General features: G+C 60.2%; 22 protein-coding genes. 10 read left to right on the forward strand and 12 right to left on the reverse strand.

Going from position 1 to position 26,463, the window contains the following annotated elements; all coding sequences use genetic code 11:
* Nucleotides 1-243 precede the first annotated feature (243 nt).
* The 3 genes from GTU76_RS23535 (at nt 244) to xopAW (ending at nt 3,130) form a co-directional block, all read left to right on the forward strand.
* Nucleotides 244-993, forward strand: a complete 750-nt coding sequence (locus tag GTU76_RS23535) for a response regulator (protein WP_016983639.1) — start codon at nt 244-246, stop codon at nt 991-993.
* Nucleotides 993-2,042, forward strand: a complete 1,050-nt coding sequence (locus tag GTU76_RS23540) for a sensor histidine kinase (protein ID WP_180699723.1) — start codon at nt 993-995, stop codon at nt 2,040-2,042. The genes GTU76_RS23535 and GTU76_RS23540 overlap by 1 nt, the downstream gene beginning before the upstream one ends.
* A 236-nt stretch (nt 2,043-2,278) precedes the next feature.
* Nucleotides 2,279-3,130, forward strand: coding sequence for a XopAW family type III secretion system calcium-binding effector (gene xopAW, locus GTU76_RS23545; RefSeq protein ID WP_016983640.1), 852 nt, complete (start codon nt 2,279-2,281; stop codon nt 3,128-3,130).
* A gap of 651 nt (nt 3,131-3,781) precedes the next feature.
* Here xopAW and GTU76_RS23550 read toward each other — a convergent pair.
* From GTU76_RS23550 to GTU76_RS23565, 4 genes are all read right to left on the reverse strand, one after another.
* Entirely contained in the window at nt 3,782-4,834 is a 1,053-nt protein-coding gene (locus GTU76_RS23550; RefSeq protein ID WP_016987468.1) for an AI-2E family transporter, read from the reverse strand.
* 69 nt (nt 4,835-4,903) lie between these two features.
* Complete coding sequence (locus tag GTU76_RS23555) at nt 4,904-5,710, reverse strand: DUF4892 domain-containing protein (protein WP_016987467.1); 807 nt, start codon at nt 5,708-5,710, stop codon at nt 4,904-4,906.
* 115 nt (nt 5,711-5,825) lie between these two features.
* Nucleotides 5,826-6,680 (reverse strand): alpha/beta hydrolase, encoded by an 855-nt coding sequence (locus tag GTU76_RS23560; RefSeq protein WP_180699724.1) that lies wholly within the window; start codon nt 6,678-6,680, stop codon nt 5,826-5,828.
* Entirely contained in the window at nt 6,677-7,483 is an 807-nt protein-coding gene (locus tag GTU76_RS23565; protein WP_038367530.1) for an alpha/beta fold hydrolase, read from the reverse strand. Before GTU76_RS23565 ends, GTU76_RS23560 begins: the two co-directional genes overlap by 4 nt.
* A 220-nt stretch (nt 7,484-7,703) precedes the next feature.
* On the opposite strand from GTU76_RS23565, the gene GTU76_RS23570 reads away from it, so the two are divergent.
* Nucleotides 7,704-10,682, forward strand: coding sequence for an RHS repeat-associated core domain-containing protein (locus tag GTU76_RS23570; protein WP_175553483.1), 2,979 nt, complete (start codon nt 7,704-7,706; stop codon nt 10,680-10,682).
* Between the two features lies 1 nt (nt 10,683).
* On the opposite strand, the gene GTU76_RS23575 is transcribed toward GTU76_RS23570, so the two are convergent.
* From GTU76_RS23575 to GTU76_RS23595, 5 genes are all read right to left on the reverse strand, one after another.
* Nucleotides 10,684-11,127 (reverse strand): hotdog fold thioesterase, encoded by a 444-nt coding sequence (locus GTU76_RS23575; protein ID WP_180699725.1) that lies wholly within the window; start codon nt 11,125-11,127, stop codon nt 10,684-10,686.
* A 31-nt stretch (nt 11,128-11,158) separates the two neighbouring features.
* On the reverse strand, nt 11,159-12,814 hold the full coding sequence (locus tag GTU76_RS23580; protein WP_016987462.1) for an AMP-binding protein: 1,656 nt from the start codon (nt 12,812-12,814) through the stop codon (nt 11,159-11,161).
* Nucleotides 12,815-13,017: 203 nt separating this feature from the next.
* Nucleotides 13,018-13,470, reverse strand: coding sequence for a phosphohistidine phosphatase SixA (gene sixA, locus GTU76_RS23585; RefSeq protein WP_016987461.1), 453 nt, complete (start codon nt 13,468-13,470; stop codon nt 13,018-13,020).
* The gene (locus tag GTU76_RS23590) at nt 13,467-13,814 is read right to left on the reverse strand and encodes a DUF4389 domain-containing protein (RefSeq protein WP_180699726.1); all 348 of its coding nucleotides are present in this window, start codon (nt 13,812-13,814) and stop codon (nt 13,467-13,469) included. The genes sixA and GTU76_RS23590 overlap by 4 nt, the downstream gene beginning before the upstream one ends.
* 21 nt (nt 13,815-13,835) lie before the next feature.
* Nucleotides 13,836-14,861 (reverse strand): NAD(P)H-dependent glycerol-3-phosphate dehydrogenase, encoded by a 1,026-nt coding sequence (locus GTU76_RS23595; protein WP_064391581.1) that lies wholly within the window; start codon nt 14,859-14,861, stop codon nt 13,836-13,838.
* 196 nt (nt 14,862-15,057) lie between these two features.
* Here GTU76_RS23595 and GTU76_RS23600 point away from each other — a divergent pair, with 196 nt between their 5' ends.
* From GTU76_RS23600 to GTU76_RS23625, 6 genes are all read left to right on the forward strand, one after another.
* Nucleotides 15,058-17,181, forward strand: coding sequence for a TonB-dependent receptor domain-containing protein (locus tag GTU76_RS23600; protein ID WP_180699727.1), 2,124 nt, complete (start codon nt 15,058-15,060; stop codon nt 17,179-17,181).
* Between the two features lies 1 nt (nt 17,182).
* Nucleotides 17,183-18,115, forward strand: a complete 933-nt coding sequence (locus tag GTU76_RS23605; protein ID WP_180699728.1) for an ABC transporter substrate-binding protein — start codon at nt 17,183-17,185, stop codon at nt 18,113-18,115.
* A complete protein-coding gene (locus GTU76_RS23610) occupies nt 18,112-20,016 on the forward strand; it encodes an ATP-binding protein (RefSeq protein ID WP_180699729.1) in 1,905 nt (634 codons plus the stop codon). The genes GTU76_RS23605 and GTU76_RS23610 overlap by 4 nt, the downstream gene beginning before the upstream one ends.
* 247 nt (nt 20,017-20,263) lie before the next feature.
* Nucleotides 20,264-20,779 (forward strand): 3-hydroxyacyl-[acyl-carrier-protein] dehydratase FabA, encoded by a 516-nt coding sequence (gene fabA / locus GTU76_RS23615; RefSeq protein WP_003227150.1) that lies wholly within the window; start codon nt 20,264-20,266, stop codon nt 20,777-20,779.
* A gap of 11 nt (nt 20,780-20,790) precedes the next feature.
* Nucleotides 20,791-22,011, forward strand: coding sequence for a beta-ketoacyl-ACP synthase I (gene fabB / locus GTU76_RS23620; protein ID WP_008087472.1), 1,221 nt, complete (start codon nt 20,791-20,793; stop codon nt 22,009-22,011).
* Between the two features lie 391 nt (nt 22,012-22,402).
* The gene (locus tag GTU76_RS23625; protein ID WP_007917473.1) at nt 22,403-22,591 is read left to right on the forward strand and encodes a hypothetical protein; all 189 of its coding nucleotides are present in this window, start codon (nt 22,403-22,405) and stop codon (nt 22,589-22,591) included.
* A gap of 70 nt (nt 22,592-22,661) precedes the next feature.
* Here GTU76_RS23625 and GTU76_RS23630 read toward each other — a convergent pair whose 3' ends face one another.
* The 3 genes from GTU76_RS23630 to relA all read right to left on the reverse strand — a co-directional run bounded on the left by GTU76_RS23630 (nt 22,662) and on the right by relA (nt 26,454).
* The gene (locus tag GTU76_RS23630; RefSeq protein ID WP_016987455.1) at nt 22,662-23,204 is read right to left on the reverse strand and encodes a DUF2058 domain-containing protein; all 543 of its coding nucleotides are present in this window, start codon (nt 23,202-23,204) and stop codon (nt 22,662-22,664) included.
* Nucleotides 23,205-23,229: 25 nt separating this feature from the next.
* A complete protein-coding gene (gene mazG / locus GTU76_RS23635; protein ID WP_180699743.1) occupies nt 23,230-24,063 on the reverse strand; it encodes a nucleoside triphosphate pyrophosphohydrolase in 834 nt (277 codons plus the stop codon).
* Nucleotides 24,064-24,210: 147 nt separating this feature from the next.
* Nucleotides 24,211-26,454: a GTP diphosphokinase gene (relA, locus tag GTU76_RS23640; protein ID WP_007917476.1), complete on the reverse strand. Its 2,244-nt coding sequence runs from the start codon at nt 26,452-26,454 to the stop codon at nt 24,211-24,213.
* Between the last annotated feature and the right edge of the window lie 9 nt (nt 26,455-26,463).

Genomic DNA, 26,463 nt, shown 5'->3' on the forward strand with positions numbered 1-26,463 from the left:
CGGCGCGGCACCCGATGATCGGTAAATCGTCGCGCCGACCGTGATCAGCATAGCGCTCGCTGCTATTGTGTCGACTCCGATACACAACCGACATGCCGCCAACACGCACCCGCGCTAGCCTCGCCAGCCGCAACACGTCCTTACATCAGCACTTCCCGCCTCACGGCCGGACGCCTATGCTGAAACCACCACCTCGCAGCCCATCTTTTGTGGTTGGCGGCCTACTGGCAGATGAACAGCCTCATGCACAACACCCAAATGACCGCGACGGATGAGCCTAAAGACGACAAGCGCTGGAGCATTCGTGCGCTGATCGTCGACGATGACGTGCCGATCCGCGAGCTGATGATCGACTACCTCGCGCGCTTCAACATCCACGCCAGCGGCGTCACCGATGGCGCGGCGATGCGTCAGGCGCTGCTGGCTGAGCATTTCGATGTTGTCGTGCTCGACCTGATGCTGCCCGGTGAAGACGGCTTGTCGCTGTGCCGCTGGCTGCGCGCCGAATCGGACATCCCGATCCTGATGCTCACCGCCCGCTGCGAACCGACCGACCGTATCATCGGCCTGGAACTGGGCGCCGATGACTACATGGCCAAACCGTTCGAACCGCGAGAACTGGTCGCGCGCATCCAGACCATCCTGCGCCGGGTGCGCGATGATCGTACCGAGCAACGGGCGAACATACGCTTCGACAATTGGCGCCTGAACAGCGTGCTGCGCCAGTTGATCGCCGACGATGGTCTGGTGGTGCCGCTGTCCAACGCCGAATTCCGTCTGCTCTGGGTTTTCATCGAGCGTCCGCGCCGGGTGCTCAGCCGCGAGCAATTGCTCGACGCGGCCCGGGGTCGTTCGATCGAAGCGTTCGACCGCAGCATCGATCTGCTGGTGTCGCGCCTGCGGCAGAAACTCGGTGACGACCCGAAAGCGCCACAGTTGATCAAAACCGTGCGCGGTGAGGGTTATCTGTTCGACGCGCGAGACATCGGCTGATGCGGGCGCGCTTCGACACGCTGTTCGGGCGCCTGTTTGGCGTGCTGTTCGTGGCGATCGTCCTCGCGCACCTGCTGGCGTTCACCTGGTTCCGTCTCTACGGCCCGCCCCCGCCTCCGCCGCCTCCGGAGTTCTCCCAAGGCGCCAACGGCCAAGCAATGGCGCAAGACCCGCGCTACCCGCCACGGCCACCGCGTCCGTGGTTCGGTGGCCCGGTGGTGCCGCTGACCTTTCAGTTCATCACGCTGATGATCGCGGCCTGGTACGGCGCCAAACTGCTCAGTCGCCCGATCCAGCGCCTGAGCGACGCCGCCGAACGCCTCAGCGAGGACCTCGACAGCCCGCCACTCGACGAGTCCGGCCCACGGGAAGCACGACAAGCCGCCTACACCTTCAACCTGATGCAGCGGCGCATTCGCGAACAGGTGCAGCAGCGCGCACGAATGCTCGGCGCCGTGTCCCACGATCTGCGCACACCGCTGTCACGCCTGAAACTGCGCCTGGAAAACATCAGCGATGAAAAGCTGCAAGGCCAGATGCGTCAGGACCTGGACGACATGATCGGCATGCTCGACGCCACCCTCACCTACCTGCACGAACAGCGCACCAGCGAAGCCTTGCAGTTGATGGATGTGCAGGCGCTGGTCGAATCGCTGTGCGAAAACGCTCAGGACCAGGGCGCCGACGTGCAGGTCAGCGGCCACTGCGCGCCGTTGCCGGTGCAGCCGATGGCGCTGCGTTCGTGCATCAACAACCTCATGGACAACGCCCTGCGTTACGCCGGGCAGGCGCGGATTGAACTGCAGGATCAGCGCGAACAACTGCTGATCCGCGTGATCGACCACGGCCCGGGGATTGCCGAGGACATGCGTGAAGCAGTTTTTGAACCGTTCTATCGCCTGGAAGGCTCGCGCAATCGCAACTCCGGCGGTGTGGGACTGGGCATGACCATTGCCCGCGAGGCGGCGCAGCGTCTGGGCGGACAGCTCAACCTTGAGGAAACAGCCGGCGGAGGCCTTACCGCCATCATTCGCCTGCCGCGCCCTTGAGAACACCACCGACCAACTCTGGGAGCGAGCCTGCTCGCGAAGGCGTCAGCTGATCCAACATCTCTTTTGAATGTACTGCCCTCTTCGCGAGCAGGCTCGCTCCCACAGGGGTTCAGCGGTGCTCATTGCATCGTGTGTACCCACCGGTACAAACCCCACATACGCCCGACAACTTGCGCCTTGACGCTGCATAAGCCGGTACACCCACCGGTTTGCCATTCCAGGGAGTGAGTCCAATGATCGGTAGCGTCAGCAACTACACGAGCTATACCAGCACCAGCAGCACCTCCACGCAAAACGCCCGCAGCCAGCAACTGCAAAAAGAACTGTTCGCCAAACTCGACAGCAACGGCGACGGTGCGGTGGATCAGGACGAACTGAAAAGCGCCTTGTCGCAGAAGTCCGACGACGGCCTGTTGGTCAACCTGAGCAAGCAATTTGGCGATCTGGACAGCGACGACAGCGGCAGCCTCAGCGCCGAAGAAATGACCGCCATGGCGCCGCCTTCGCCAAACGATCAAGCACCAGACACCGACCTCGCCGACGCCCTGATCAGCGCCCTCGACAGCGATGGCGACGGCGCCATCAGCAGCGACGAATTGAGCAGCGGCCTGACCAGCGCCGGCAGCACTGCCGACAGCAACGAACTCTTCTCCGCCCTCGACAAGAACAAGGACGGCACCGTCAGCCAGGACGAACTCACCGCCAGCCTGACCCCGCCCCCTCCGCCGCCGCCACACATCAACAGTGACGAACTGTTCAGCCAGCTCGATGCGGATAGCGATGGCAGCGTGACCGCGACAGAACTCAGCAGCGCATTGCAATCCAGCAACAGCGCGACTTCAACCACCAGCACCTACACCAGCGCCGCACTGCTCAAAGTACTCGACAGCGACAGCAGTGGCGGCGTGAGCAGTGATGAACTGAAAGCGGCTTTACAGGCCGGGCGTGAACGACCGGACGAAGAACAGACGGCATCGACCCAGAGCACGACAGAAGCGCTGAATCGCATGATTGCCAATTTGAGCAAGCAATACTCGCTCGATAGCGCAGCGCCGGTGGGCAAGTATTTGAATGTGGCGACTTGAGTCGACGCCCCTCACCCTAACCCTCTCCCAGAGGGAGAGGGGACTGATCGAGGTGTTTGGACGAGTTACGCCGACGTGAAATACCGAGTCGAACTCAGATTCTGAAACAGCTCAAAAGCCCCTCTCCCTAACCCTCTACCAGAGGGAGAGCGGACTGATCGAGGTGTTTGGGCAAGGTACGCCGACGTGCGATACCGAGTTGAACTCAGATTCTGAAAAGCTCAAAAATCGGCTCCCTCTCCCTCCGGGAGAGGGCTGGGGTGAGGGGAAAATCCACCACAAATCCAAAGCCGAACACCCGCTCTTCGCCAATAGGCCGAGTGTCAGCTCGCCTGCTTTTGATCTTGATCCACGGGCGACGTCGGAAGGCTGAGTGGAGGGATTGATCCGGGCGTGGGAGCGCAGCGACCGTTTGGCGCAGCCAAACACAGCGAGAGGAGGTGCAGCGAAGCAAACCGTAGGCGCTGCGCCCGGATCGATCCCGGAGCGAAGGAACCCCGAGCCCCAGCGAGCGGGCCGCACGTAGGAGCAAGCCTTTTGGGTTACCATTTCGGCGTTTGGAAAAGGTGACCCGCCGTCAGGGCGGAACCCTAAGCAGCCGTTACCGCAGCAACGGATATTCCCCCAAACCCAAACCCAACCCCAAAACCGCTAGCGCCGCTCCTCAACCCGCCCCTGACTCTTGCTCCAATCCGTCAACAAACTATAAGCCACCGCCAACAACGTAGGCCCGATAAACAACCCGATAAACCCAAACGCAATCAACCCGCCAAACACCCCAAGCAACACAATCACCAACGGCAAATTCCCGCCGCGACTGATCAGGTACGGCTTGAGCACGTTATCCACGCCACTGATGATGAATGTCCCCCAGATCCCGAGAAACACCGCCATCCCATACTCACCCTTCCACGCCAGCCAGGCCGTGGCCGGCACCCACACCAACGGCGGCCCCATCGGAATCAGACTGAGCAGAAACGTCACGATCCCGAGCACCAACGCCCCCGGCACCCCGGCAATCAAAAACCCGATCAACGCCAGAACCGCCTGCGCCGCCGCCGTGCCGATCACTCCGTTGACCACCCGCTGCACCGTGCCAGCGACCAATTCGATGTAATACCCGGCGCGATCACCGATCAAGCGCTCCAGCAGACTGTGCACAAATGCAGCCAGCCGCGGCCCGTCACGATAGAAAAAGAACACAAAGACAATGCTCAGGGTCAGCTCGAGGATCCCGCCGCCGATCTGCGCACTGCGCGCCAGCAGCCAGTTACCGACCTGCCCCAGATACGGCTTGACCGACACCATCAGCGCCGCACCTTGCTGATCAATACTGTTCCAGAGTCCGACCAGTCGCTCACCGACCAGCGGCACCGTGCCCAGCCACACCGGCGCTTCCGGCAGACCGTCGACCTGCACATCCTTGATAAACGCCGTGGCATCGCGCACATGATCCGCCAGGTTGAACCCCAGCCACACCAGCGGCGCCGCCACCAGCAGCATCCAGCCCAACGTCAGAATCGCCGCAGCCAAGGACTCACGGCCATTGAGCCAACGGGTCAACAGGCGCATCAGCGGCCAACTGGCAAATGCCAGCACCGCGCCCCAGAACAGCGCCGACCAGAACGGCGCCATCACCCACAGACTGGCACCAAACAACACCAGCAACAGGATCTGCACCAGCAGGCGATCGTTATTGAGCATGTAAGGTCTCGAAAAAGTCAGTCAGGCAAAGAGTAGGCGAACACACGGTTCGTGCTCGCCTGAAACAGCTTAACGCAACAGATCGATACGCAGGCCAGAGCCTTCGACACTGCCGGTTTCCATACGCGCCGCGCGCACGCCCTGATTGATCAGCGCCTGTCGCCACGCCTCGGCTTTCGGCCCGGAGACCGTTACGCGCAAAGTCGTATCAAGGTTCAGGCCACGGGAAATCAGGCGTAGCCACGTGTCGTCCGGGTCATTCACGCGATCAGGAAAATCCAGTTCACCGGTACTTTTGAGTTGACGCAACAGAGTCGCCGAGGTCGGCAGCAACTCGCCCAGCGGTGCCACTGCTTCGAACTGTTCGACATGCAGGTAGGCTTTGCGATTGCCGCGAGTGATGCTGTAAAGCGCCACCAGCGTGTTGTCCCGCGGCGCTGCCAGCCTCAGCAGCAGATAAGCCTGTTGCTCGTCGGCGCCATACAATTTGGCGTTACCGAACACCTCGTTGGCCCACAGGCTGCTTTCGCCGCAATCACGAGCCTGGCACCAGAACAGCAATTCGGCGTCCTGCTTTTGCAAGGCTTCGCGGGCAGCGGTGAAGGCTTCGGTGGCGGAATGTTCGGGTGGCAACTCGTAGGTCACCGACGTGGTTTGGCCGCGAGCGGTGACCTGGCCATCGAAACGCAGCTGGCCACTGATCTTGCGGATCGAACCCAGCGGATAGATCCGCTCAAGCTCCACGGGCGGGCGGTAGTCGACGATCTGTGCATCGGCCAGACGCGGCACGATCTGCAGATCCTGACTGCCCGGCACATCGGCGGCGAACGAAACGGTACTGAAACAGCACAGTGCCAACAGACTGAGTGACCGCATAGTCAGGCTCATCGGATCGGCATGACTGGGTAATTCGAGGTCGCAGCGGTGTAGAAATCCATCGTGGTTGTCTCCCATTTCAACCCGACCAGCCTCGACAGTTGCCCGCAGCAAGTCAAGGAATGGCGAAGAAGCGATTGAAACAGTCTGCGACAAGGTTCGCTCCGGCCTCGTCATTCAGGTGCAAATGGTGCCCGCCCGCCAACTGTTCCCGGCTAAAGGGTAGACGTTCCAGCAGCTCGGGATGTTTGGCCAGCATGCCCTCAGCCGCGACCACCAAGTGCGCCGGGCAACTGACTCGAAGCGCGAACGCCATTGCTTGTTCCTGGGTCAGGCGCAGCGGCGATGGCAAGGTCAGGCGATTGTCGGTGCGCCAGGTGTAACCGCCCGGCACCGGCATCAACCCACGTTGAGCCAACAATTCGGCGGCCTCTCGACTGACCGCCACCAGCCCCTTCATCCGTGCTTCGATGGCGCGGTCGAGGGTGTTGTAAACCGGTTTGCGCTTTTCCCGCAGATCCAGTTGTGCTTGCAGGGCCATGCCCATACGTTCAGCGGCATTTTCGCCTTTGTCTGTAGGAGGAATGACACCGTCGATCAGTGCCAAATGACTGATGCGTTGCGGCAACGACCCCGCCAGCACCAGCGAAACAATCGCGCCCATGGAATGCCCGAGCAGGCCGAAATGCTTCCAGCCCAGTTGCTCGGCGACTTGCAGCACGTCATGGGCGTAATCCCACAGTGCATAACCTGCGCCGTTTGGTCGATGCCCGGAATGCCCGTGCCCGGCCATATCCAACGCGATGATGCGCAAGCCTTTGAGCTTCGGCGCCAAACGGGCAAAGCTGTTGGCGTTGTCGAGCCAGCCATGCAGGGCGATGACTGGCAAACCGTCCTCGGGACCGAACAAATGCGCGGCCAGTTCGATGTGCGGCAAGCTCAGGCGCACTTCTTCGAAGGTCGGGCTCATGCGCAATCCTTGTCCTGACGGTTTTCCCAACGGGTAAACAGGTTCTTCAACAACCGTGCGGTGTCCTGCGGACGCTCAAGCGGGAACATGTGCCCGCCAGGCATGCTCAGCGCTTCGCCTTGGGCCAGACGCGAAACAAAACGGGTGTGATGGCGCATGACCACGCGACTCTTGTGCCCACGTACCACCGCCAGCGGCACCTGTAATTGCCGGGTGCGGCCAGGACTGGTGTGCGGCACGCCACGATAGATGCTGATCTCGGTGGCCGGGTCGAAACGCAAGCGCAGTTTGTCGCCAACCTGATGCAAACCGTGTTGCAGGTAGGCATCAAAGCATTCCGGGTCGAAACCACGGAACAGTGTCTTGCCAGCGAAATAGCTGCGCGCACTGTCGAGATCGGCGAATTCTTCACGGCGGCCAAGGGTGCGGCCCGCCGGGGTCAGTTTGTCGATGAAGCCAAAACGCTTGGCCGCGCGGATCACCCACTGATCGGTACGAGTCAGCACCGGTGAATCGAGCATCACCACGCCACGATACAGCTCAGGGCAACGCAGCGCCGCGTGCAAATGCAGGACGCCGCCGAAAGAATGGCCGACGCCCCACACCGGCTGATCCTGCTGTTGCAAATGGTGGATCAGCTCATCAACCAAGTTGTACCAGTTGTCGTCCGCCGGAAAACGCGGGTCATGAGCATGCTGCTCCAGATGCGCAACCCGGTACTCGGGCGCCAGCGCCGCGAACAACTTGCCGTAGGTTCCCGAAGGGAAGCCGTTGGCGTGGGCGAAAAAGATCGGTTGCGACATGCCGGTAAATCCAATGAGCGGGAAATAGGGTGTTGATTGTCCGTAAGACCGTGTCTTACAGCAATGACCGTAACTGCCAGGAATGATGACAGTCGCGCCACGGCTATACCTTATCCACCGCCATGAATGTGCAGGTGTCAACTGTCAGTTCTGTCAGTTGACAGGTGTTGCGCGCGGCCCGATAAGAAACTCGTCCTCATTGACCCGATTGCCGGCCCCCATGACGCACGCTCAGACACCCGCCATCCAAGTGATCGACCCGCGCGGGCTGGTACTGCGCAATGTGAGTTATCACCGTCGTGACAGCAACTCGACGCCTGAGGCTTACATCACTCAACAGGCTCATGATGCAGCCGGTCGGACGGTGCTCAATCGCGACCCCAGACTGTTCCTCGAGGACATGCCTGCGAACCAACGCAATGTATTCAGTCTGTCGAGCGCCTTGCTCTTGAACGAAAACACTGACGCCGGCTGGCGCTTGAGCCTGAACGCAGAAGACGGCATTCACCTTGAAGGCTGGGATCAGAAGCGCAACCACAACCGTACCCGCCATGACGCCCTGCGACGACCGAGTGCCACGTATGAGCAATCAGAGGGAGAACCTGAGTACTGCACCGAACGCTTCACTTACTTTACCGGCCCAGTTGATGACGACCATAACCGTTACGGCCGATTGATTCGGCATGACGATACGGCAGGCACACTGCACTTCTCTGACTTCACGATGAGCGGCCAGCCTCTGTATTTGCAGCGAACCTTCTGCGTTGATCCCGGATGGACAGTGAACTGGCCGGAATCAGCAGCCGATCGCGATGTATTTCTGGAAGAGTGCCCCGCAACGACCCAATTCAGCTACAACCCCATCGGTGAACTGATTACCCAAACGGATGCAATGGGCAACCAGCAAACGCTGGTGCAAGATCTGGCAGGCCAATTGAAGGAAATTCGCCTGAAAATGGCGACAAAAGGCGACAGTCAGACACTGGTCAGCGATATCCGCTACAACGCATTTGGCCACATCGAACAACAGCGCGCCGGCAATGGCGTGGTATCCAACGCAACCTTCGGCCGTGAAGATGGCCGACTGCAACATCTGGGCTGTCGTACAAGCGAGGGGACCGTCCTGCAGGACCTGACCTATGACTATGACGCTGTCGGCAATATCACCCGTCTCGCCGATAACGCAGTGGCCGTCATCCATCACCGTAATCAGCGCACCGAAGCTATCTGTCACTACCGCTACGACAGCCTTTCACGTCTCATCGAAGCCAGTGGCCGGCAGATTCGCAACGCTCCCGGCGGACCGCAGCTGCCAGCATTTGTCTCCCCCGCCGACCCGGCACAGCTGGAAAACTACACACGAACCTACACCTATGATGCCGCCGCCAATCTATTGTTGATGGAGCATCGCGCCGCCAGTGGCAGCCGCACCGAACGCACGGTTGTCGCCTGCTCCAGCAACCGTAGCCTGGCGCAAAAGTCCACCGGCCAGCTCCCCGAGGAGCAGGAAATTGCCGCCGCTTACGATGCCAATGGCAATCGCATGTTTCTTCAGGATGGACAGGATCTGCAGTGGAGCCGGCGCAATGGCTTGCAACAGGTTGATCAAGTGGTTCGGGAAGATGGACCGAATGATAGCGAGTGTTATGTGTATGACGCAGGCGGACAACGCCAGCGCAAGATCCGTCGGACTTACACAGGCTCCGTGCAACGGCTCAATGAAACCCGTTACCTGCCAGGTCTGGAAATTCGCATCACCGCGGATCAGTGCGTCCATGTCCTCACGATCAAGGCCGGTCGTGCGACGGTGCAGGTGTTGCACTTTGAAAAACCGCCCCCGCACCGCATGCCTCAGGATCAACAACGTTACGGCTTCAGCGACCAGCTGAATTCCAGCACCCTGGAACTGGATGCGCAGGCTCAGCTCATCTCCCGTGAAAGCTATTATCCCTACGGCGCGACCTGCTGGTGGGCAGGACGCAGCCTGGTTGAGGCAAGCTACAAAACTCTGCGTTATTCGGGCAAAGAACGCGATGCGACGGGATTGTATTACTACGGATTTCGTTACTACGCACCGTGGCTTCAGCGCTGGCTGAATGCGGACCCGCTCGGCGTGCAAGACGGGTTGAACCTGTTTGCCATGGTGCACGGCAACCCTGTCGGACACGTGGATTTTCAGGGACTGGTCACCGTCAGAGAAGGAACCGGCGCGGCGCTCGCTACCTTTGTCCGGGATGGGTTAAGTGCGTTGGCTGGAAACGCGATGCGATACTTTGCAGCTCAAGGGTTGACACAATGGGCATCCGATTCGGACGCGCATCCAGATCCCGGGATAAACCTGGGATTGACCATCGCAGGCGCCACCACTGGCGCAGTGGCTGGGGGTGCCATGGGTATTGGTGCAGGCAGTCGCATTGCAAGCAGTCGTAATCATGGGCGCACGGCCCAGATCATCATGGCCACAATCTTTGGCGTCGCGGGCGCGTCAGCGGGAGCGGCCGCCCCTCTTTATGCCTATTGGAACGACCCGCAAGCCTTGAACCTCACAGCCATCAGTATGCTTTCCAGCGTGCCGGGTAGCATGACAAGGGAAACAGGCCAACGTGCGCTCGCCAACGTAGGCCCCAGCGTCACAATCGCGCCTTCGGCCACTACCACAGGCATGCGCATGGCTTTCTACGGCGCAGTGCTTTTCGCTGATGGCGCGCTCGGGTCCAACCTCCCGGCCAGCCTGGAAATCTCTGCAAGTGCAGTCGTCGAAGGCCTGGACGGGGTGTCCATCACTACGATCAATGCATTACGCGGAGGTAACTACCACAGTCCGGACCACCCGGCCCTTACTCTACCGAACACTGCTGAATGGTTGTACGGCGTATTGACGCGCACCGCCGGCTCGACGTTGACGGCCTCATTGACATTGCTTGCGGAGCCTCTGACAGACGCTATTGACAACTCCAACCTGCGCTCGGCCACTGTTGCCAGTCTGGCAACGCCCACCGAGGCACGAACCTACCTGGGACAACATGTACAGCGCGGCGCTTTTGAGCTGGCAAGGGCCGATGATGCCAGTTTCATTCTCGACCGTTTCACTCCACCGAACAGCGAGATAAGGAATACACCCGCTGGCAACCATCACCCTGAGTCATACGAGTTGCCCAACCTGCGCGTAATCAGCATGCAAACGCACAACGCTTTTTGACTCATTGTGAGGGAGGTGTCTGCCCCAACGGCACCACCGCCATGGTCAGCCGCGACACACAACTGGCCTTACCCTCATCGCTGGTCAAGCGGATATCCCACACATGCGTGGTGCGACCAATGTGAATCGGCCTGGCCACCGCCGTCACCCGGCCACTGCGCAAGCCGCGCAAGTGGTTGGCGTTGATTTCAAGGCCGACACAATAAAACTTGCTGGCATCGATGCACAGGTAACTGGCCATCGAGCCGACGGTTTCCGCCAGCACCACCGACGCGCCGCCATGCAGCAAACCGTAGGGCTGATGGGTGCGATGGTCGATGACCATGCTCGCAGTCAGCGACTCTTCGTCGAACGCTTCGAAGCGAATGTCGAGCACTTCGCCGATGGTGTTCTTCTGGATCGCGTTCAACTGCTCGATGTCGGGAGTAGTACACCACAAGCTCATCGCAGACTTCCTTGGTTGTTTTAGTGGTCGCTCAATCCTGCCACAGCACTGCCTCGCTGCGCTCGCTCCATTCTTCGAAGCGCGCACCGTAAGTGTCTTCGATGACGTTGCGCTTGATCTTCAGGGTCGGCGTGAGAAAGCCGTTCTCCACCGCCCAACTGTCCTTGACCACCACCAGTCGGCGCAGGCGTTCGTGCTTGTCGAGTACGGCGTTGACCTCTTCGAGGAGTTTTTCCAGGCTCGAATGCAGACTCGCCCGGCCCTCCTCCTGATTGACGCTCGAGAGCACGCACAACCCCAACGGTGCACTCAAACCGTCCCCCACCACGCACACCTGTTCGATCCGCGAATGCACGGCCAAGCGGTTTTCAATCGGTGCCGGGGCGACGTATTTGCCCTTGCTGGTCTTGAAGATTTCCTTGAGTCGGCCGGTCAGGCGCAGGCGCCCTTCGGCATCCTGCTCGCCCTTGTCGCCTGTGCGCAGAAAACCGTCCCCGGTGATCGTCTCAGCGGTTTTCTGCGGTTCCTTGAAGTAACCGAGCATGTTCGCCTGACTGCGTACCTGCACCTCGCCCGACTCATCGATACGCACCTCGACATCCGGGCAAGGCTTGCCGATCCAGCCCTGTTTGTACTGCCCCGGCAGGCAGATGTGCGAATAGCCGCAGCTCTCGGTCATGCCGTAGACCTCCAATACATCGAGGCCGAGTTTCTGATACCAGGCGAGCAAGGTCTGCGGCACCGGTGCAGCGCCGGACAACGCTACGCGCAAGGCGTCCAGCCCAAGGCCGGCCAGGACTTTGTGCCCGACCCGTTTGCCAATGAATGGCAGGCCGAGGAGAAAATCCAGACGCTTCGCCGGGATCTTGCTGTACACGCCCATCTGGAATTTGGTCCATATCCGCGGCACACCGAACATCGCGGTCGGCCGAGCTCGCTGCAAGTCAGTGATAAAGGTCTCGAGGCTCTCGGCAAAGAACACTGTCTGCCCGGTGTAGATCGACGCCAGTTCCACGAACATGCGCTCGGCGACGTGGCACAACGGCAAGTACGAGAGCAATCGATCATTCTCGTTAAGCCCGAACAATTGCGTGCCGCGCGTTGTGGCGAACCCCAAATTGGCAAAACTGTGCATCACGCCTTTGGGCAGGCCGGTGGTGCCCGACGTGTAGATGATCGTCGCCAGTTGCCCGGCGGCCGGGCGCGGATCGTCCTGAATCGGTGAACTGCGCTGCAGGTCGGCCCAACTGAAATCGAAATCCCCGGGCGGGTGCAGCGGCAGGCTGATGGTCGGCAGATCCGCCGGCACGCCTTTGGACATGCCCGGCCAGTCGTCGAGCTTGCCGATGAAGGCCAGGACGCTTTCCGAGTGATTGAGCACTTGCGCAACGGAGTCGGCGGTGAGGTTGGGATACAGCGGAACGGAGACGTGCCCGGCCATCCAGATCGCCAGGTCGGCGATGATCCAGTGCGCGCAGTTTTTCGAGATCAGGGCGATGTGACTGCCTTGCGGCAACTCACGGGCGCGCAACCAGTGCGCGGCGCAGCGGGCCTGATGGCCGACGTCAGCCCAGCTCAGCGTTTCGACCTGACCGCCGCCGATGGGTTGCACAAGAAAGCGCTGGCGCGGGTGCCGGGCTTCACGTTCGTAAAACACGTCCAGCGGCAAACGGAAGGCGGCAGACATGCGACTCGCTCCTGTTTTTTGGGTCTGGAGCAAGCGTAGTCAACCAAGCAAGTGCTTGGTTGGAATTTTCAAACAAATAATTTCATGGGAGTTGCAGAAAACAATGTGGGAGCGAGCTTGCTCGCGAATGCAGTGTGTCAGACACATAAAGGGTGAATGACACGCCGCTTTCGCGAGCAAGCTCGCTCCCACAAGGGCCAGCGTTACGGATGTTTAAGGCTGTTGAGGGTCATTGAGCCGATCAGCAACTCAGGGCTTTCCAGTTCAGCCAACCCGGCAGTGCTGACCTTCTCCGGCGGATGCCCGGCGCCATGCTGCAGATAGCTCAGCAAATTGCCCACCAAAGGGTTGTGGCTGACCAGCAGCACGTTGCTCACCGACACCAGTTGGTCAGTGACCTTGTCCGGATCAACCTCCGGCGTCAGCCACTCGACCGTGCGAATCTCCGGCTCGAAACCCAGCGCTTCGCGCACAATCTGCGCGGTCTGCTGCGCACGCAGATAAGGGCTGGCGTAGATAGCCGTCAGCGGCTGGCCGATCAACCGGGCGGCGCTGCTCAAGGCTTCTTTGCGACCGTGCTCGGTCAGCTCCCGTTCGGAATCGGGGCACGAGCCGTAAGGCACGGCCTCACCGTGACGCAATACCCAGAGTTTCATAGCTTGGGTTCCTCATCTCGGGCCGGGTGCGGTGTCGGCGGCACGGTGTGCGGCGCTTCACCTTCCGGTGTACGCGGCGTTGGCCAGTCGGCGAACGGCCAGGGTTTCTGGTCGCTGTGAAAACTGCCAAAACGGCCGATCTGCGCCAGGAACTGGCTCAGACTGTCGCCAAAATTCATCAGGCTGGCGCTCGGGGCGCCATAGATCAAACGATAGATCAGTTGCACCAATACCACCGCACCGAGGATGAACTGCGCCACTTGCCAGACCAGCACGTAGACGATCATCCACAACACCCGCAGGAGGATGGATTCGTACTTGGCTTCGGTTTTCGGATCGTTCATGGCTTGCTACTCCGGGGTCACTCAGTTGAAACCACTGGTGGAAATAAAATCGACGTCGGTTTTCGGCTCGGCTCGCATCAGTAGACCGATCACCTGCTCCAGCGTGCGTCCTTCGAACAGGATCGCGTGCAGCCCGGCGACCAGCGGCATGTACACGCCGACTTCCTGGGACTTGGCCTTGAGCACTTTCAGCGTGTTGACGCCTTCGGCGACTTCGCCAAGACGCGACACCGCTTCGTCGAGGCTCAAGCCCTGACCCAGCGCGAAACCGACCTGATAGTTGCGGCTCTTCGGCGACGAGCAAGTGACGATCAGATCGCCAACACCGGCCAGGCCGAGGAAGGTCATCGGGTTCGCGCCCTGATTCACGGCAAAGCGGGTCATCTCGGCGAGGGCGCGAGTGATCAGCATGCTCTTGGTGTTCTCGCCCATCTCCAGCGCCACCGCCATGCCGGCGATGATCGCGTAAACGTTTTTCAACGCCCCGCCCAACTCGACGCCGAAACGGTCGGCACTGGCATAAACACGGAAGGTTCGACCATGCAGCGCGGCTTGCACTTGTTTACAGAGCTCCTCGTCTTCGCTGGCGACCACAGTGGCGGTCAGGGCGTGCTCGGCAATTTCCCGCGCCAGGTTTGGCCCGGACAACACGCCGATGCGCGCTTGCGGGGCGATCTCTTCGAGAATCTGGCTCATCAGCTTGAAAGTCTGTGCTTCGATGCCTTTGGTCAGGCTGACGAGCATCTTGCCGCTCAGGCGCTCGGCGTGGGCAGCGAGCACTGTGCGCAATGCGCTGGACGGCAGCGCGACGAAGCACAAATCGCAGGCGTCGAGGGTTTCCTGCAGGTCGGTGACGGCGGTCACGCCCGGCAGAATCTTGATGCCTTTGAGGTAACGCGGGTTTTCGCGATTGACCCGGATGGCCTCGGCCTGCTCGGGATCACGCATCCACTGCCGGACTTGATGGCCGTTCTCGGCCAAAAGATTGGCCACGGCGGTACCAAAACTTCCGCCTCCCAGGACCGCAATCGGGCGCTGTTCAGTCATATGCAATCCGTTAATCCATACCAGTGGCGATGGCGGCATTATACGGGGCGGCCAACGCGCGGCCAGCCCCAGCAACAATTACCGACACTTGTAGGAAGAAGACCAATAAAACCTAGGAAAATGCCTGCAACGTGACTGGAAAAGTCACTGCCCTCGGTTAACATGCGCGCCAATTCTTCACTATCAAGGTTGTGTCGTGTCTTTTGGCTCTTCGTCCCCGCGTTCGTCCGTCTTACTGGCGCTGCTGTTCAGCCCGCTAGTGCTGGCGGACGACCTGTTCATGGACAACGAAGCACTGCCGCAGGTGCTGACGGCCACGCGCCTGAAACAGACGCCGGCGGAAGTGCCGGGGAGCATGACCGTACTCGACAGCGAGTTGATCAACGCCAGCGGCGCCCGCGACATCAGCGAACTGCTGCGGCTGGTGCCGGGGATGATGGTCGGCAACATCAGCGGCAATCAGGCGGCGGTCAATTATCACGGCACCAACGCCAGCGAAGCGCGACGCATGCAAGTGTTGATCGACGGCCGCTCGGTGTATCGCGCCGGTTTGTCCACGGTGGACTGGAGCGATATTCCGGTGGCGATGGAAGACATCGAGCGCATCGAAGTCTTTCGCGGCCCGAACACCGTCAGTTACGGCGCCAACGCGCTGATGGCGGTGGTCAACATCATCACTCGGCACCCGGCAGACAGCCACGGCACGCGGTTGAAGTACACCCGTGGTCAGCGTGGCATCAATGATTTCTATGCCAGCCAGGGCACTGGCTGGAATGGCGGCGATCTGCGCCTGTCGCTGTCCGGTCAGGAAGATGACGGCTTTGACAGCGATCGCAGCGGCGCCGACTACCGTGACAGCCGCCGCTTGAACCGTTTCAGTCTTGCGGTCAGCCACACCCTCAGCGATAACCAGAGTCTCGACTGGCAGGTCAACGCCAAGGATGGGACCAACCAGCGACCGTACACCTACCGCCCGGTGTTCTCCGGGATTACCGCCGCCGGGAACAATTCCGACGTGGTGGCCAAGGATTACGCCGGTTCGGTGCGCTGGAACCTCGACATCAATCCCGAACACAGCCTTTATATACAAGGTTCGGCGCAACACTGGGATCGTCAGCAAACCTGGCGCGCCTGCGATGCCGAGGTGTCGTTCAGTCCCGAGTTGACGCAACTGTGGCAACTCAACCCGAATTACACCGAACGCCTGGCGCGCAACATTACCCGTTTCACCGGCCCCGGCGCGGCGCCCGGCACACCGCAGGAAATGGCCCTGGCCAATCAGGTGCTCGATCAGTGGCGCAACGGTGCCAGTAGAACCCTGTGCGGCGACATCGACCAGAGTGCCCGCGAATCGCGCTACGATCTCGAACTGCAGGACACCCTCAGCCTGTCCGACAGCCTGCGTCTGGTCAGCGGCATGAACTATCGTTACGACCGCGCCGACTCCGAAACCTACTTCAATGGCACGCTGGACGACACCACGTGGCGCGCGTTCGGCCAACTGGAATGGCGCGCCACGGAACACTGGCTGTTGCAGGGCGGTGCGATGTTTGAAAACACGCAACTGATTGGCAGTTCGCTGACCCCGCGATTTGCCGTCAATTACCTGATCAACCCGCGTCATGGTCTGCGCGCGGTGTACTCGGAGGCGATCCGTTCGCCAGACATGTTCGAGAACAACGTCAACTGGAGCTATCAGGTCAGCAACCTGCGACCCTCGGCCTATGGTCAGTCGTCGGCGCGTTACTTCGTCAAGACCCGCGGCCCGGGCGATCTCGATCAGGAGCACATGCGCTCGCGGGAACTGGGTTACAACGGCTATTTCGCCGAACTCGGTCTGGCCCTCGATGTGAAGCTGTTCTACGACGAGATCACCGGGATGATCAGTGAGCCGCTGCGCAACAATCAATACATCGCCAGCAACGCCAACAGCTCACGGTTTCGCGGCACGGAAACCCAGCTCGACTGGCGCGTGAGCCTCGCCGACCGCTTGCGCTTCACCTACGCCTTCGTCGATGCCGAGGCGAGCAATCCGTTGGATCAGCAGTTCACTTCACGCAACAGCGGTTCGGCCGGTTGGCTGCGCGACTGGGGCCATGGCTGGAACAGCGCCCTCTTCTATTACGGTGACAACGCGCTCAACGGTTACCGCTTCGAACGGGTAGACACGCGCATCGCCAAACGCATCGCGCTGGGCAAAGCGCAGCTGCAACTGGCCGGCGTGCTGCAACAGCGTCTCGACCACGAGCCGACCACCTTCGTCGACAATAATTACGACGAGCGCCGAGTGATGTACTTCAGTGCCGAGCTGGAGTTCTAGGATGCGCTACGGGCCGTCACGGAAGCTGCCAACCTTTGGCCACTGGCTGGCCGGGGTGTGTCTATTTCTGACCGCATGGCTGCATGGCGTGGCGGTGCAGGCCGCCGATATTCTGTTGACCGGCGCCGAGGAAAGCCCCGGCGTGCAAGCGTTCGTCCAAGCGCTGAGCGAATTGCGCCCGACCGACAACGTGCGCTTCCAGCCACTGGCCAGTCTGCCGGCACCGGGCAAACTGCCCGCCAGCCTGCGGCTGATTCTGCTCGATCTGCCGAGTCTCGACTGGCGTCTGCAAGAACCCCAAGGCCCGGCGACGCTGGTATTACGCATCAGTCGCCTGCAGGCTCGCCAGCGTCTCGGCGGCACGCAACCGGCGCATCTGAGTTTGCTCTGGAGTGATCCGCCACTGGGCCGTCAGTTGCAATTGATCCGGCGCATTTTGCCGCAGGCCCGGCGGATCGGCGTGCTGTTCGATGAGCACAGCGAATTCCTTCTCAAGGAACTGAATCTCGCCGCCGAACAGCTGAACCTGCAAGTCGTCAGCCAGCGCTGGGACAACACCCACGACAGCCGTCCCCTGCAAGCTGTACTGAAAAGCAGCGATGTGTTGCTGGGGCTCGACGATCCCGATCTGTACAACCCGAAAACCGCGAAAAACCTGCTGCTCAGCAGCTACTCACGGCAGGTTGCGCTGGTCGGCCCCAATGTCGCCTTCGTTCGCGCCGGCAGCCTTGCCAGTACGTACAGCGATCAGAACGACTGGCTGGCGCTGCTCGATCAATTGCTCGACCAACCAACGGCCAATTGGCCACGAGCGCTCTATCCCGCACGTTTTAAAGTCTCAAGTAATGCGCAGGTCGCTCGTTCACTGGGTATCGAACCGCTGAATGACGCATCTGTTGCCAGCGCACTGGCTGAAGGAGAACGCCGCCCATGAGTTTCCGTCGCCGTTGGGACATCAATACCCGCACCCAGCTGATCAGCCTGGGCCCGGCGCTGTTGCTGACCTTGCTATTGATCAGTTTCTTCACGTTTGTGCGAATTCAGGATTTGCGTCAGGAACTCAATCACACCGGCCAATTGATCGCCAACCAACTGGCGCCCGCCACCGAATACGGGGTGATTTCCGGCAACAACGAAGTGCTGGAAAGCCTGCTCAAAGCCACACTGGCCACGCCCAACGTACGTTTTCTTGAAGTGCAGGACAGTGCCAACCGGATTCTGGTGTACGTCGAACAACCTGCCGCTGCGCACAGCCGGCCACATCAGGTCGAGGTGTTCCAGGCCCCGGTGCGCCTGCAACGCATCGCCCTGCACAATGATTTCTTTCAGGACGGCAAGGTCAACAATGGCGGCGCCAGCGAGGACTATCTGGGCCGGGTGATCGTCGGCCTGTCCAACGATGCCTTCAGCCAGCGCCAGCAGGAGATTCTGCTCAAGGCCGGGATTCTCGCGCTGTTCGCCCTGCTCTTCACTTTTGTGTTGGCACGGCGCCTGGCCGGCAGCCTGTCGCAGCCGATCCGCGATATCGGCGATGCGGTCAAGGCGATTCAGGACGGCGACTATAAAACCCCGCTGCCGATCGTCGATGACACCGAACTGGGCGCGCTGTCGCAGCACATCAACAACCTCGCCCAGGCGCTGGAACAGGCCAGCCGCGAGCAGCATCAAGCCATGGCGCAACTGATCCAGACCCGTGAAGAAGCGGAAAAGGCCAACAATGCCAAATCCGACTTTCTGGCGATGATGAGCCATGAATTGCGCACGCCCATGAACGGCGTACTGGGCATGCTGCAATTGCTGGAAACCACCGAGATGACCGAGGAGCAGGTCGAATACGCCGCCCTCGCCTCGGAGTCCACCGAGCACTTGCTGAAAGTCATCAACGATATTCTCGACTTCTCGCGCATCGAACGTTCCGAGCTGGAACTGGAACACATTCCGTTTAATCTCGCCGAACTGATCGGCGCCTGTGCGCAGTCGTTCCAGCACAGTGCGGTGCAACGCGGCCTGGCTTTGAATCTGCGGATACCGGACGACATGCGTGGTTTACAGGTGCAGGGCGATCCGACGCGGATCCGGCAGATTCTGGTCAACCTGGTCGGCAACGCACTGAAGTTCACCGAGCAGGGTCGGGTCAGCATCGAGGCGCAGTGGCAATCGCTGGATCATGAACTGCTGTGGTTCACCTGCTCGGTGCGCGACAGCGGCATCGGTATTTCGTCAGAAAGCCTGGAGCTGATGTTCAACGCCTTCCAGCAGGCCGACAGTTCGATCTCACGGCGCTACGGCGGCACCGGCCTCGGTCTGCCGATCGCCCGTACGCTGGCCGAACGCATGGGCGGCACCTTGCGTGCGCAAAGTGAGGAAGGTCGCGGCTCGGTGTTCACTCTGGAAATCCCGCTGGCACTCTATAAACAGACGCTGCTGACATTGGCCGCACCGCGCGCGCTCAATGGCAAGGGTCATGGTGAAGGCCGCAACGTCTTGCTGGTCGAAGACAATCCGGTTAACCAGACGGTTATCGAAGCGATGCTGCGCAGTCTGGGCTTTACTGTCAGTGTCGCCACCGATGGCGCACAAGCGGTGCGCAGTGCCGAGGGCAGCGACTTTGAAGTGATTCTGATGGATTGCCGGCTGCCGATTATCGATGGCTATGAGGCCACCCGGCAGATCCGTTGCCTGCCCGGACGCAGCGACGTGCCGATCATCGCACTGACCGCCAATGCCTTGCAGGGCGACCGCGAAACCTGTCTGTCGGCGGGCATGAACGATTACCTGGCAAAGCCGTTCAAACGTAATGATCTGCAGCAGATTCTGCAGCGCTGGGTGTCGTAGTGTGGGCCTTTCGACCATCTGCGACTGGCGTGAAAAGCGAAAGTGCGGCAGTCTTAGGCACCCGAACGAGCCTCAAAAGGGGCTTGAATAAAAATTTCAGTGCACAAGTGTACATTCATGTCCTTGGTGCTGTGACTTTCACCACAACGCAATAGTCTATGAGTAGGCTGCCGGTTCGAGGCATGAACGCTTCGAACGGTCGGGAAGATTTGCCCCACCTGCCGCATGGGATTATTGAGGAGCTCGCATGACCAAACAAAACGCCTTTACTCGGGAAGATCTGCTGCGCTGCAGTCGCGGTGAGCTGTTCGGCCCAGGTAACGCGCAACTGCCCGCCCCGAACATGCTGATGGTTGATCGCATCACTTTGATCAGCGAAGAAGGCGGCAAGTACGGCAAAGGTGAATTGGTCGCCGAGCTGGATATCAACCCTGATCTGTGGTTCTTCGCCTGCCACTTCGAAGGCGATCCGGTAATGCCGGGCTGCCTGGGTCTGGATGCCATGTGGCAACTGGTCGGCTTCTTCCTGGGCTGGCAAGGCCTGCCGGGCCGTGGCCGTGCGCTGGGTTCGGGCGAAGTGAAGTTCTTCGGTCAGGTCCTGCCGACCGCCAAGAAAGTCACTTACAACATTCATATCAAACGCGTCCTCAAGGGCAAGCTGAACCTGGCCATTGCCGATGGTTCGGTGACTGTCGACGGTCGCGAAATCTACACCGCCGAAGGCCTTCGCGTCGGCGTGTTCACCTCCACTGACAACTTCTAAGGGTTATTCGCATGCGCCGCGTCGTTATCACTGGTCTGGGCATTGTTTCGTGCCTGGGCAATGACAAAGAGACCGTCTCCGCTAACCTGCGTGCAAGCCGCCCTGGCATCCGGTTCAACCCGGAATATGCCGAAATGGGTCTGCGTAGCCAGGTTTCCGGCTCCATCGACCTCAACCTTGAAGAGCTGATCGATCGCAAGATCTATCGCTTCGTCGGCCACGCAGCGGCTTACGCCTACCTGGCCATGAAAGACGCCATTGCTGACTCCGGCCTGACCGAAGAGCAAGTGTCCAACCCGCGTACTGGCCTGGTCGCCGGTTCCGGTGGTGCTTCCACGCTCAACCAGATGGAAGCGCTGGACATCCTGCGCGAGAAAGGCGTGAAACGCGTTGGCCCATACCGCGTAACGCGGACCATGAGCAGCACCGTTTCCGCTTGCCTGGCCACGCCATTCAAGATCAAGGGCCTGAACTACTCCATCGCTTCTGCCTGCGCCACCAGTGCTCACTGCATCGGTACCGCCATGGAACAGATCCAGATGGGCAAGCAGGACATCGTCTTCGCCGGTGGCGGTGAAGAAGAGCACTGGAGCCAGTCGTTCCTGTTCGACGCGATGGGCGCTCTGTCCAGCAAGCGTAACGACACCCCGGAACAAGCTTCCCGTGCCTACGACAAAGACCGTGACGGTTTCGTCATCGCGGGCGGTGGCGGCATGGTCGTGGTTGAAGAGCTGGAACACGCTCTGGCCCGTGGCGCCAAGATCTATGCCGAAATCGTTGGCTACGGCGCAACGTCCGACGGCTACGACATGGTTGCCCCGAGTGGCGAAGGCGCGATCCGCTGCATGCAGATGGCGATGTCCACCGTTGATACCCCGATCGACTACCTGAACACCCACGGCACCTCGACTCCGGTCGGCGACGTTGCGGAAATGAAAGGTGTGCGTGAAGTGTTCGGCGACAAGGCACCTGCGATCAGCTCGACCAAGAGCCTGTCCGGTCACTCCCTGGGCGCCGCCGGCGTTCACGAAGCGATCTACTGCATGCTGATGATGGAAGGCAACTTCATTGCCGGCTCCGCCAACATCGACGAGCTGGATCCAGAAGTGGCCGATCTGCCAGTGCTGACCAAGACCCGCGAGAACGCCACCATCAACACCGTGATGAGCAACAGCTTCGGCTTCGGCGGCACCAACGCCACGCTGGTACTGAAGCGCTGGGAAGGCAAGTAATTCCCCCCGCTTGAGCCACACATGAAAACGCCCCGACTGGTTCGGGGCGTTTTTTTTCGCCTGCAGAAAACTCATGGCCGACACAAATCCCCTGTGTAGGAGCTGCCGAAGGCTGCGATCTTTTGACTTTGATTTTTAAAAGACAAGATCAAAAGATCGCAGCCTTCGGCAGCTCCTACACAAGGGTTCGCATGGGTCTGAAAATGAAACTTCTGTCATGAAACTTACCGCCCTGCGACCGAATGTCGCGGTTTGCGCGGGCTGCAGCACTGTTGCAAAAAACGCAACAACACCTTGCACAAATCAGCCGTTTACTTAGCAGGCTAACAAACTCTATAAAAGAGTCCTGCACACGCCTTGCTGCAGATAACTTGAGATTTGGAGCTAGCAGATGACTGTAAAAGTAACTGAACGCGACGATTCACACATGTCCCACGAAGGCGTAGCCGCCGGTATCCGCATCTGGGACGTGCATCAACAAGACTTGCTGGTCGGCATGTTCCACAACGAGATCGACGCCCACAATTACAAGGCCGAACTGGAAGTGCAAGAACAGCAACGGGATCTGAAATCCGCCTGATTCAACCACAGCATTGAAAACGACAAACCCCGCCATGAGCGGGGTTTGTCGTTGTTACAGCTTTATCGATTTACCACATCAGATCATCAGGGATCTGATACGCCGCGTACGGATCGTCCTCGGTGCTGACCTCTTCGGTCTGCACGTTGAGCTGGACGATGCGTTGTGGATCGCGCTCCTGGATCTTCAGGGCCGCTTCACGCGGGATCACTTCGTAACCGCCGGCATGGTGCACGATCGCCAGCGAACCGCTGCTGAGCTTGTTGCGCATCAGCGTGTTGACCGAGATACGCTTGACCTTCTTGTCATCGACGAAGTTGTAGTAGTCCTCGGTGGTCAGCTTCGGCAGACGCGAGACTTCGATCAGTTGTTTGACCTGAGCGGCACGCGCCTTGGCTTCGGCTTTCTCTTTCTGCTGACGGTTCAGCTCCTGGTCACGCTTGACCTTCTCGGCCATGGCTTCCTGGGCTGCACGCTGCTGCGAGTCATCCAGCTCGATCTGGCCTTTGTGCGCCAGACGCTGCTGCTTCTGCTTGTCCTTGCTGACCTGCTTGGCCTGCTTTTGGTTGACCAGGCCTGCTTTGAGCAACTGGTCGCGAAGGGAAATACTCATGGGACTTACTCACTTGGGCAGTTGCTCAGCCGCAGCTGGGCGCATTCTTTTCCTGACGTTTGGCTTCACCCCACAGGGCGTCCAACTCTTCGAGGGTGCAATCTTCTATGGGACGGTGGGTGTCGCGCAATGCCTGTTCGATAAATCGGAAACGTCTTTCGAACTTGCCGTTGGCGCCACGCAGTGCCGTTTCCGGGTCGACCTTCAGATGCCGGGCCAGATTGACCACGGAAAACAGCAGGTCGCCGATCTCGTCAGCCACGGCGACGGGATCGTTTTCCGACATGGCTTCGAGGACTTCATCGAGTTCTTCGCGCACTTTGTCGAGCACTGGCAAGGCGTCCGGCCAGTCGAAACCGACCTGCCCTGCGCGTTTCTGCAACTTGGCGGAGCGCGACAAGGCCGGCAGCGTTGCCGGCACATCGTCGAGCAGTGACAGTTGCTCGGGCGTGGCGGATTTCTCGGCGCGCTCTTCGGCCTTGATCTCTTCCCAGCGTTGTTTGACCTGTTCTTCGCTCAAGCGCGGAACATCCAGCGGCGCGTACAGATCACCGGTGGGGAACACGTGCGGGTGACGACGGATCAGCTTGCGGGTGATGCTGTCGATCACGCCGGCGAATTCGAAGCGCCCTTCTTCCTTGGCCAACTGGCTGTAATAGACGACCTGAAACAGCAGATCGCCGAGTTCGCCCTGCAAATGATCGAAGTCGCCACGCTCGATAGCGTCGGCCACTTCGTAGGCTTCTTCAAGCGTGTGCGGGACGATGGTCGCGTAGGTTTGCTTGATGTCCCACGGGCAACCGTACTGCGGATCGCGCAGCCGGCTCATGAGGTGGAGCAGGTCTTCAAGGCTGTACATCATTTCACTCACTACATAGATCCCTGTGGGAGCGAGCTTGCTCGCGAAGGCGGACTTTCAATCACATCAATGCTGGATGCGATACCGTCTTCGCGAGCAAGCTCGCTCCCACATTGGATCGGCGTTCACATTCGAAATCGTCGATGTTCAAGGCGTACGGTTACGCCGCGTTTCGATGATGTTCGGCAACTGCGAAATCCGCCCGAGCAACCGCCCCAGTGCATCCAGACCCGGGATCTCGATGGTCAGGGACATCAGCGCAGTGTTGTCTTCCTTGTTCGAGCGGGTGTTGACCGCCAGCACGTTGATCCGCTCGTTGAGCAGCACCTGCGACACATCACGCAGCAGACCGGAACGGTCGTAGGCGCGGATGACGATGTCGACCGGATAGGTGAGCACCGGCACCGGGCCCCAGCTGACCTGAATGATCCGCTCCGGCTCGCGCCCGCCCAGTTGCAGCACCGAGGCACAGTCCTGACGGTGAATGCTCACGCCACGGCCCTGAGTGATGTAACCGACAATCGCGTCGCCCGGCAGTGGCTGGCAGCAGCCGGCCATCTGCGTCATCAAGTTGCCGACGCCCTGGATCTGAATGTCGCCGCGCTTGCCCGGTTTGTAACCGGTGGCTTTGCGCGGAATCAGCTCCAGCTGTTCGTTGCCACGTTCCGGCTCGACCAGTTGCTGTGCGAGGTTGACCAGTTGCGCCAGACGCAGGTCGCCAGCACCGAGGGCAGCGAACATGTCTTCGGCGGTTTTCATGTTGGCCTTGTCGGCCAGCTTGTCGAAATCCACCGCTGGCAGGCCGAGGCGCGTCAGTTCGCGCTCGATCAGGGTTTTACCGGCGGCAACGTTCTGATCGCGCGCCTGCAATTTGAACCAGTGAACGATCTTCGCCCGCGCCCGCGAGGTGGTGACATAACCAAGGTTGGAGTTCAGCCAGTCGCGGCTCGGCGTGCCGTGCTTGCTGGTGATGATCTCGACCTGTTCACCAGTCTGTAGGCTGTAGTTGAGCGGTACGATGCGCCCGTTGATCTTCGCGCCACGGCAGTTGTGGCCGATCTCGGTGTGCACGCGGTAGGCGAAGTCCAGCGGCGTCGCGCCTTTCGGCAAGTCGATGGCGTGACCGTCGGGGGTGAAGATGTAGACCCGATCCGGTTCGATATCGACGCGCAGCTGTTCGGCCAGACCACCGATATCGCCCAGCTCTTCGTGCCACTCGAGGACCTGACGCAGCCAGGAGATTTTCTCTTCGTAGTGGTTCGAGCCGGATTTGACGTCGGTGCCTTTGTAGCGCCAGTGCGCGCAGACGCCGAGTTCGGCTTCTTCGTGCATCGAATGCGTACGGATCTGCACCTCAAGCACCTTGCCCTCAGGGCCGATCACCGCCGTGTGCAGCGAGCGGTAGCCGTTCTCTTTCGGGTTGGCGATGTAGTCGTCGAACTCTTTCGGGATGTGCCGCCACAAGGTGTGGACGATGCCCAGCGCGGTGTAGCAGTCGCGCATCTCCGGCACCAACACGCGCACCGCACGCACGTCGTAGATCTGGCTGAATTCCAGCCCCTTGCGCTGCATTTTGCGCCAGATCGAATAGATGTGTTTGGCCCGGCCGCTGATGTCGGCGTCGACGCCGGTGGCCTGCAATTCGTCCTTGAGCTGGGTCATCACGTCAGCGATGAAACGCTCGCGATCAAGCCGTCGCTCATGGAGCAACTTGGCGATCTGCTTGTATTGATCGGGTTCGAGATAACGGAAGGACAAGTCCTCCAGTTCCCATTTGATATGACCGATGCCGAGGCGGTGCGCGAGCGGCGCGTAGATGTCGAAGACTTCGCGGGCGACGCGGTTACGTTTTTCATCGTCGGCGGTTTTCACCGCACGAATGGCGCAAGTACGTTCGGCCAGTTTGATCAGCGCGACGCGTACATCGTCGACCATCGCCACGAGCATCTTGCGCAGGTTTTCCACCTGCCCTTGCGTGCCCATGACCATCGACTGGCGCGGACTGAGGCTGGCACTGATCGCCGCCATGCGCTGCACGCCGTCGATCAGCTTGGCGACTACCGGGCCGAAGCGCTGGCCGACGGCCGCGAGTTCGATCTGGCCTTCGCGTACGCCGCGATACAGGACCGCCGCGACCAGCGAATCCTGATCGAGCTTGAGGTCGGCAAGAATCTCGGCGATTTCCAGGCCCGTACTGAAACTGCCGGAGCCTTCGGCCCACAGATTCTTCTTGGCATTGGACTGTTGTTCGGCCTCGCGAGCGAACTCGCAGGCTTCTTTCAAGGCTTCGCGATCCAGTGCCAGATCGACACTGACCGCGTGATCGAGCCAAGCCTCGAGATTGATACTGCCGTCAGTGTTGATCGGCTGGTGTGCTCTCACCTGTACCATCTTGCTTTA

It is taken from the genome of Pseudomonas crudilactis, assembly GCF_013433315.1.
Taxonomy (GTDB): Bacteria; Pseudomonadota; Gammaproteobacteria; order Pseudomonadales; family Pseudomonadaceae; genus Aquipseudomonas; species Aquipseudomonas crudilactis.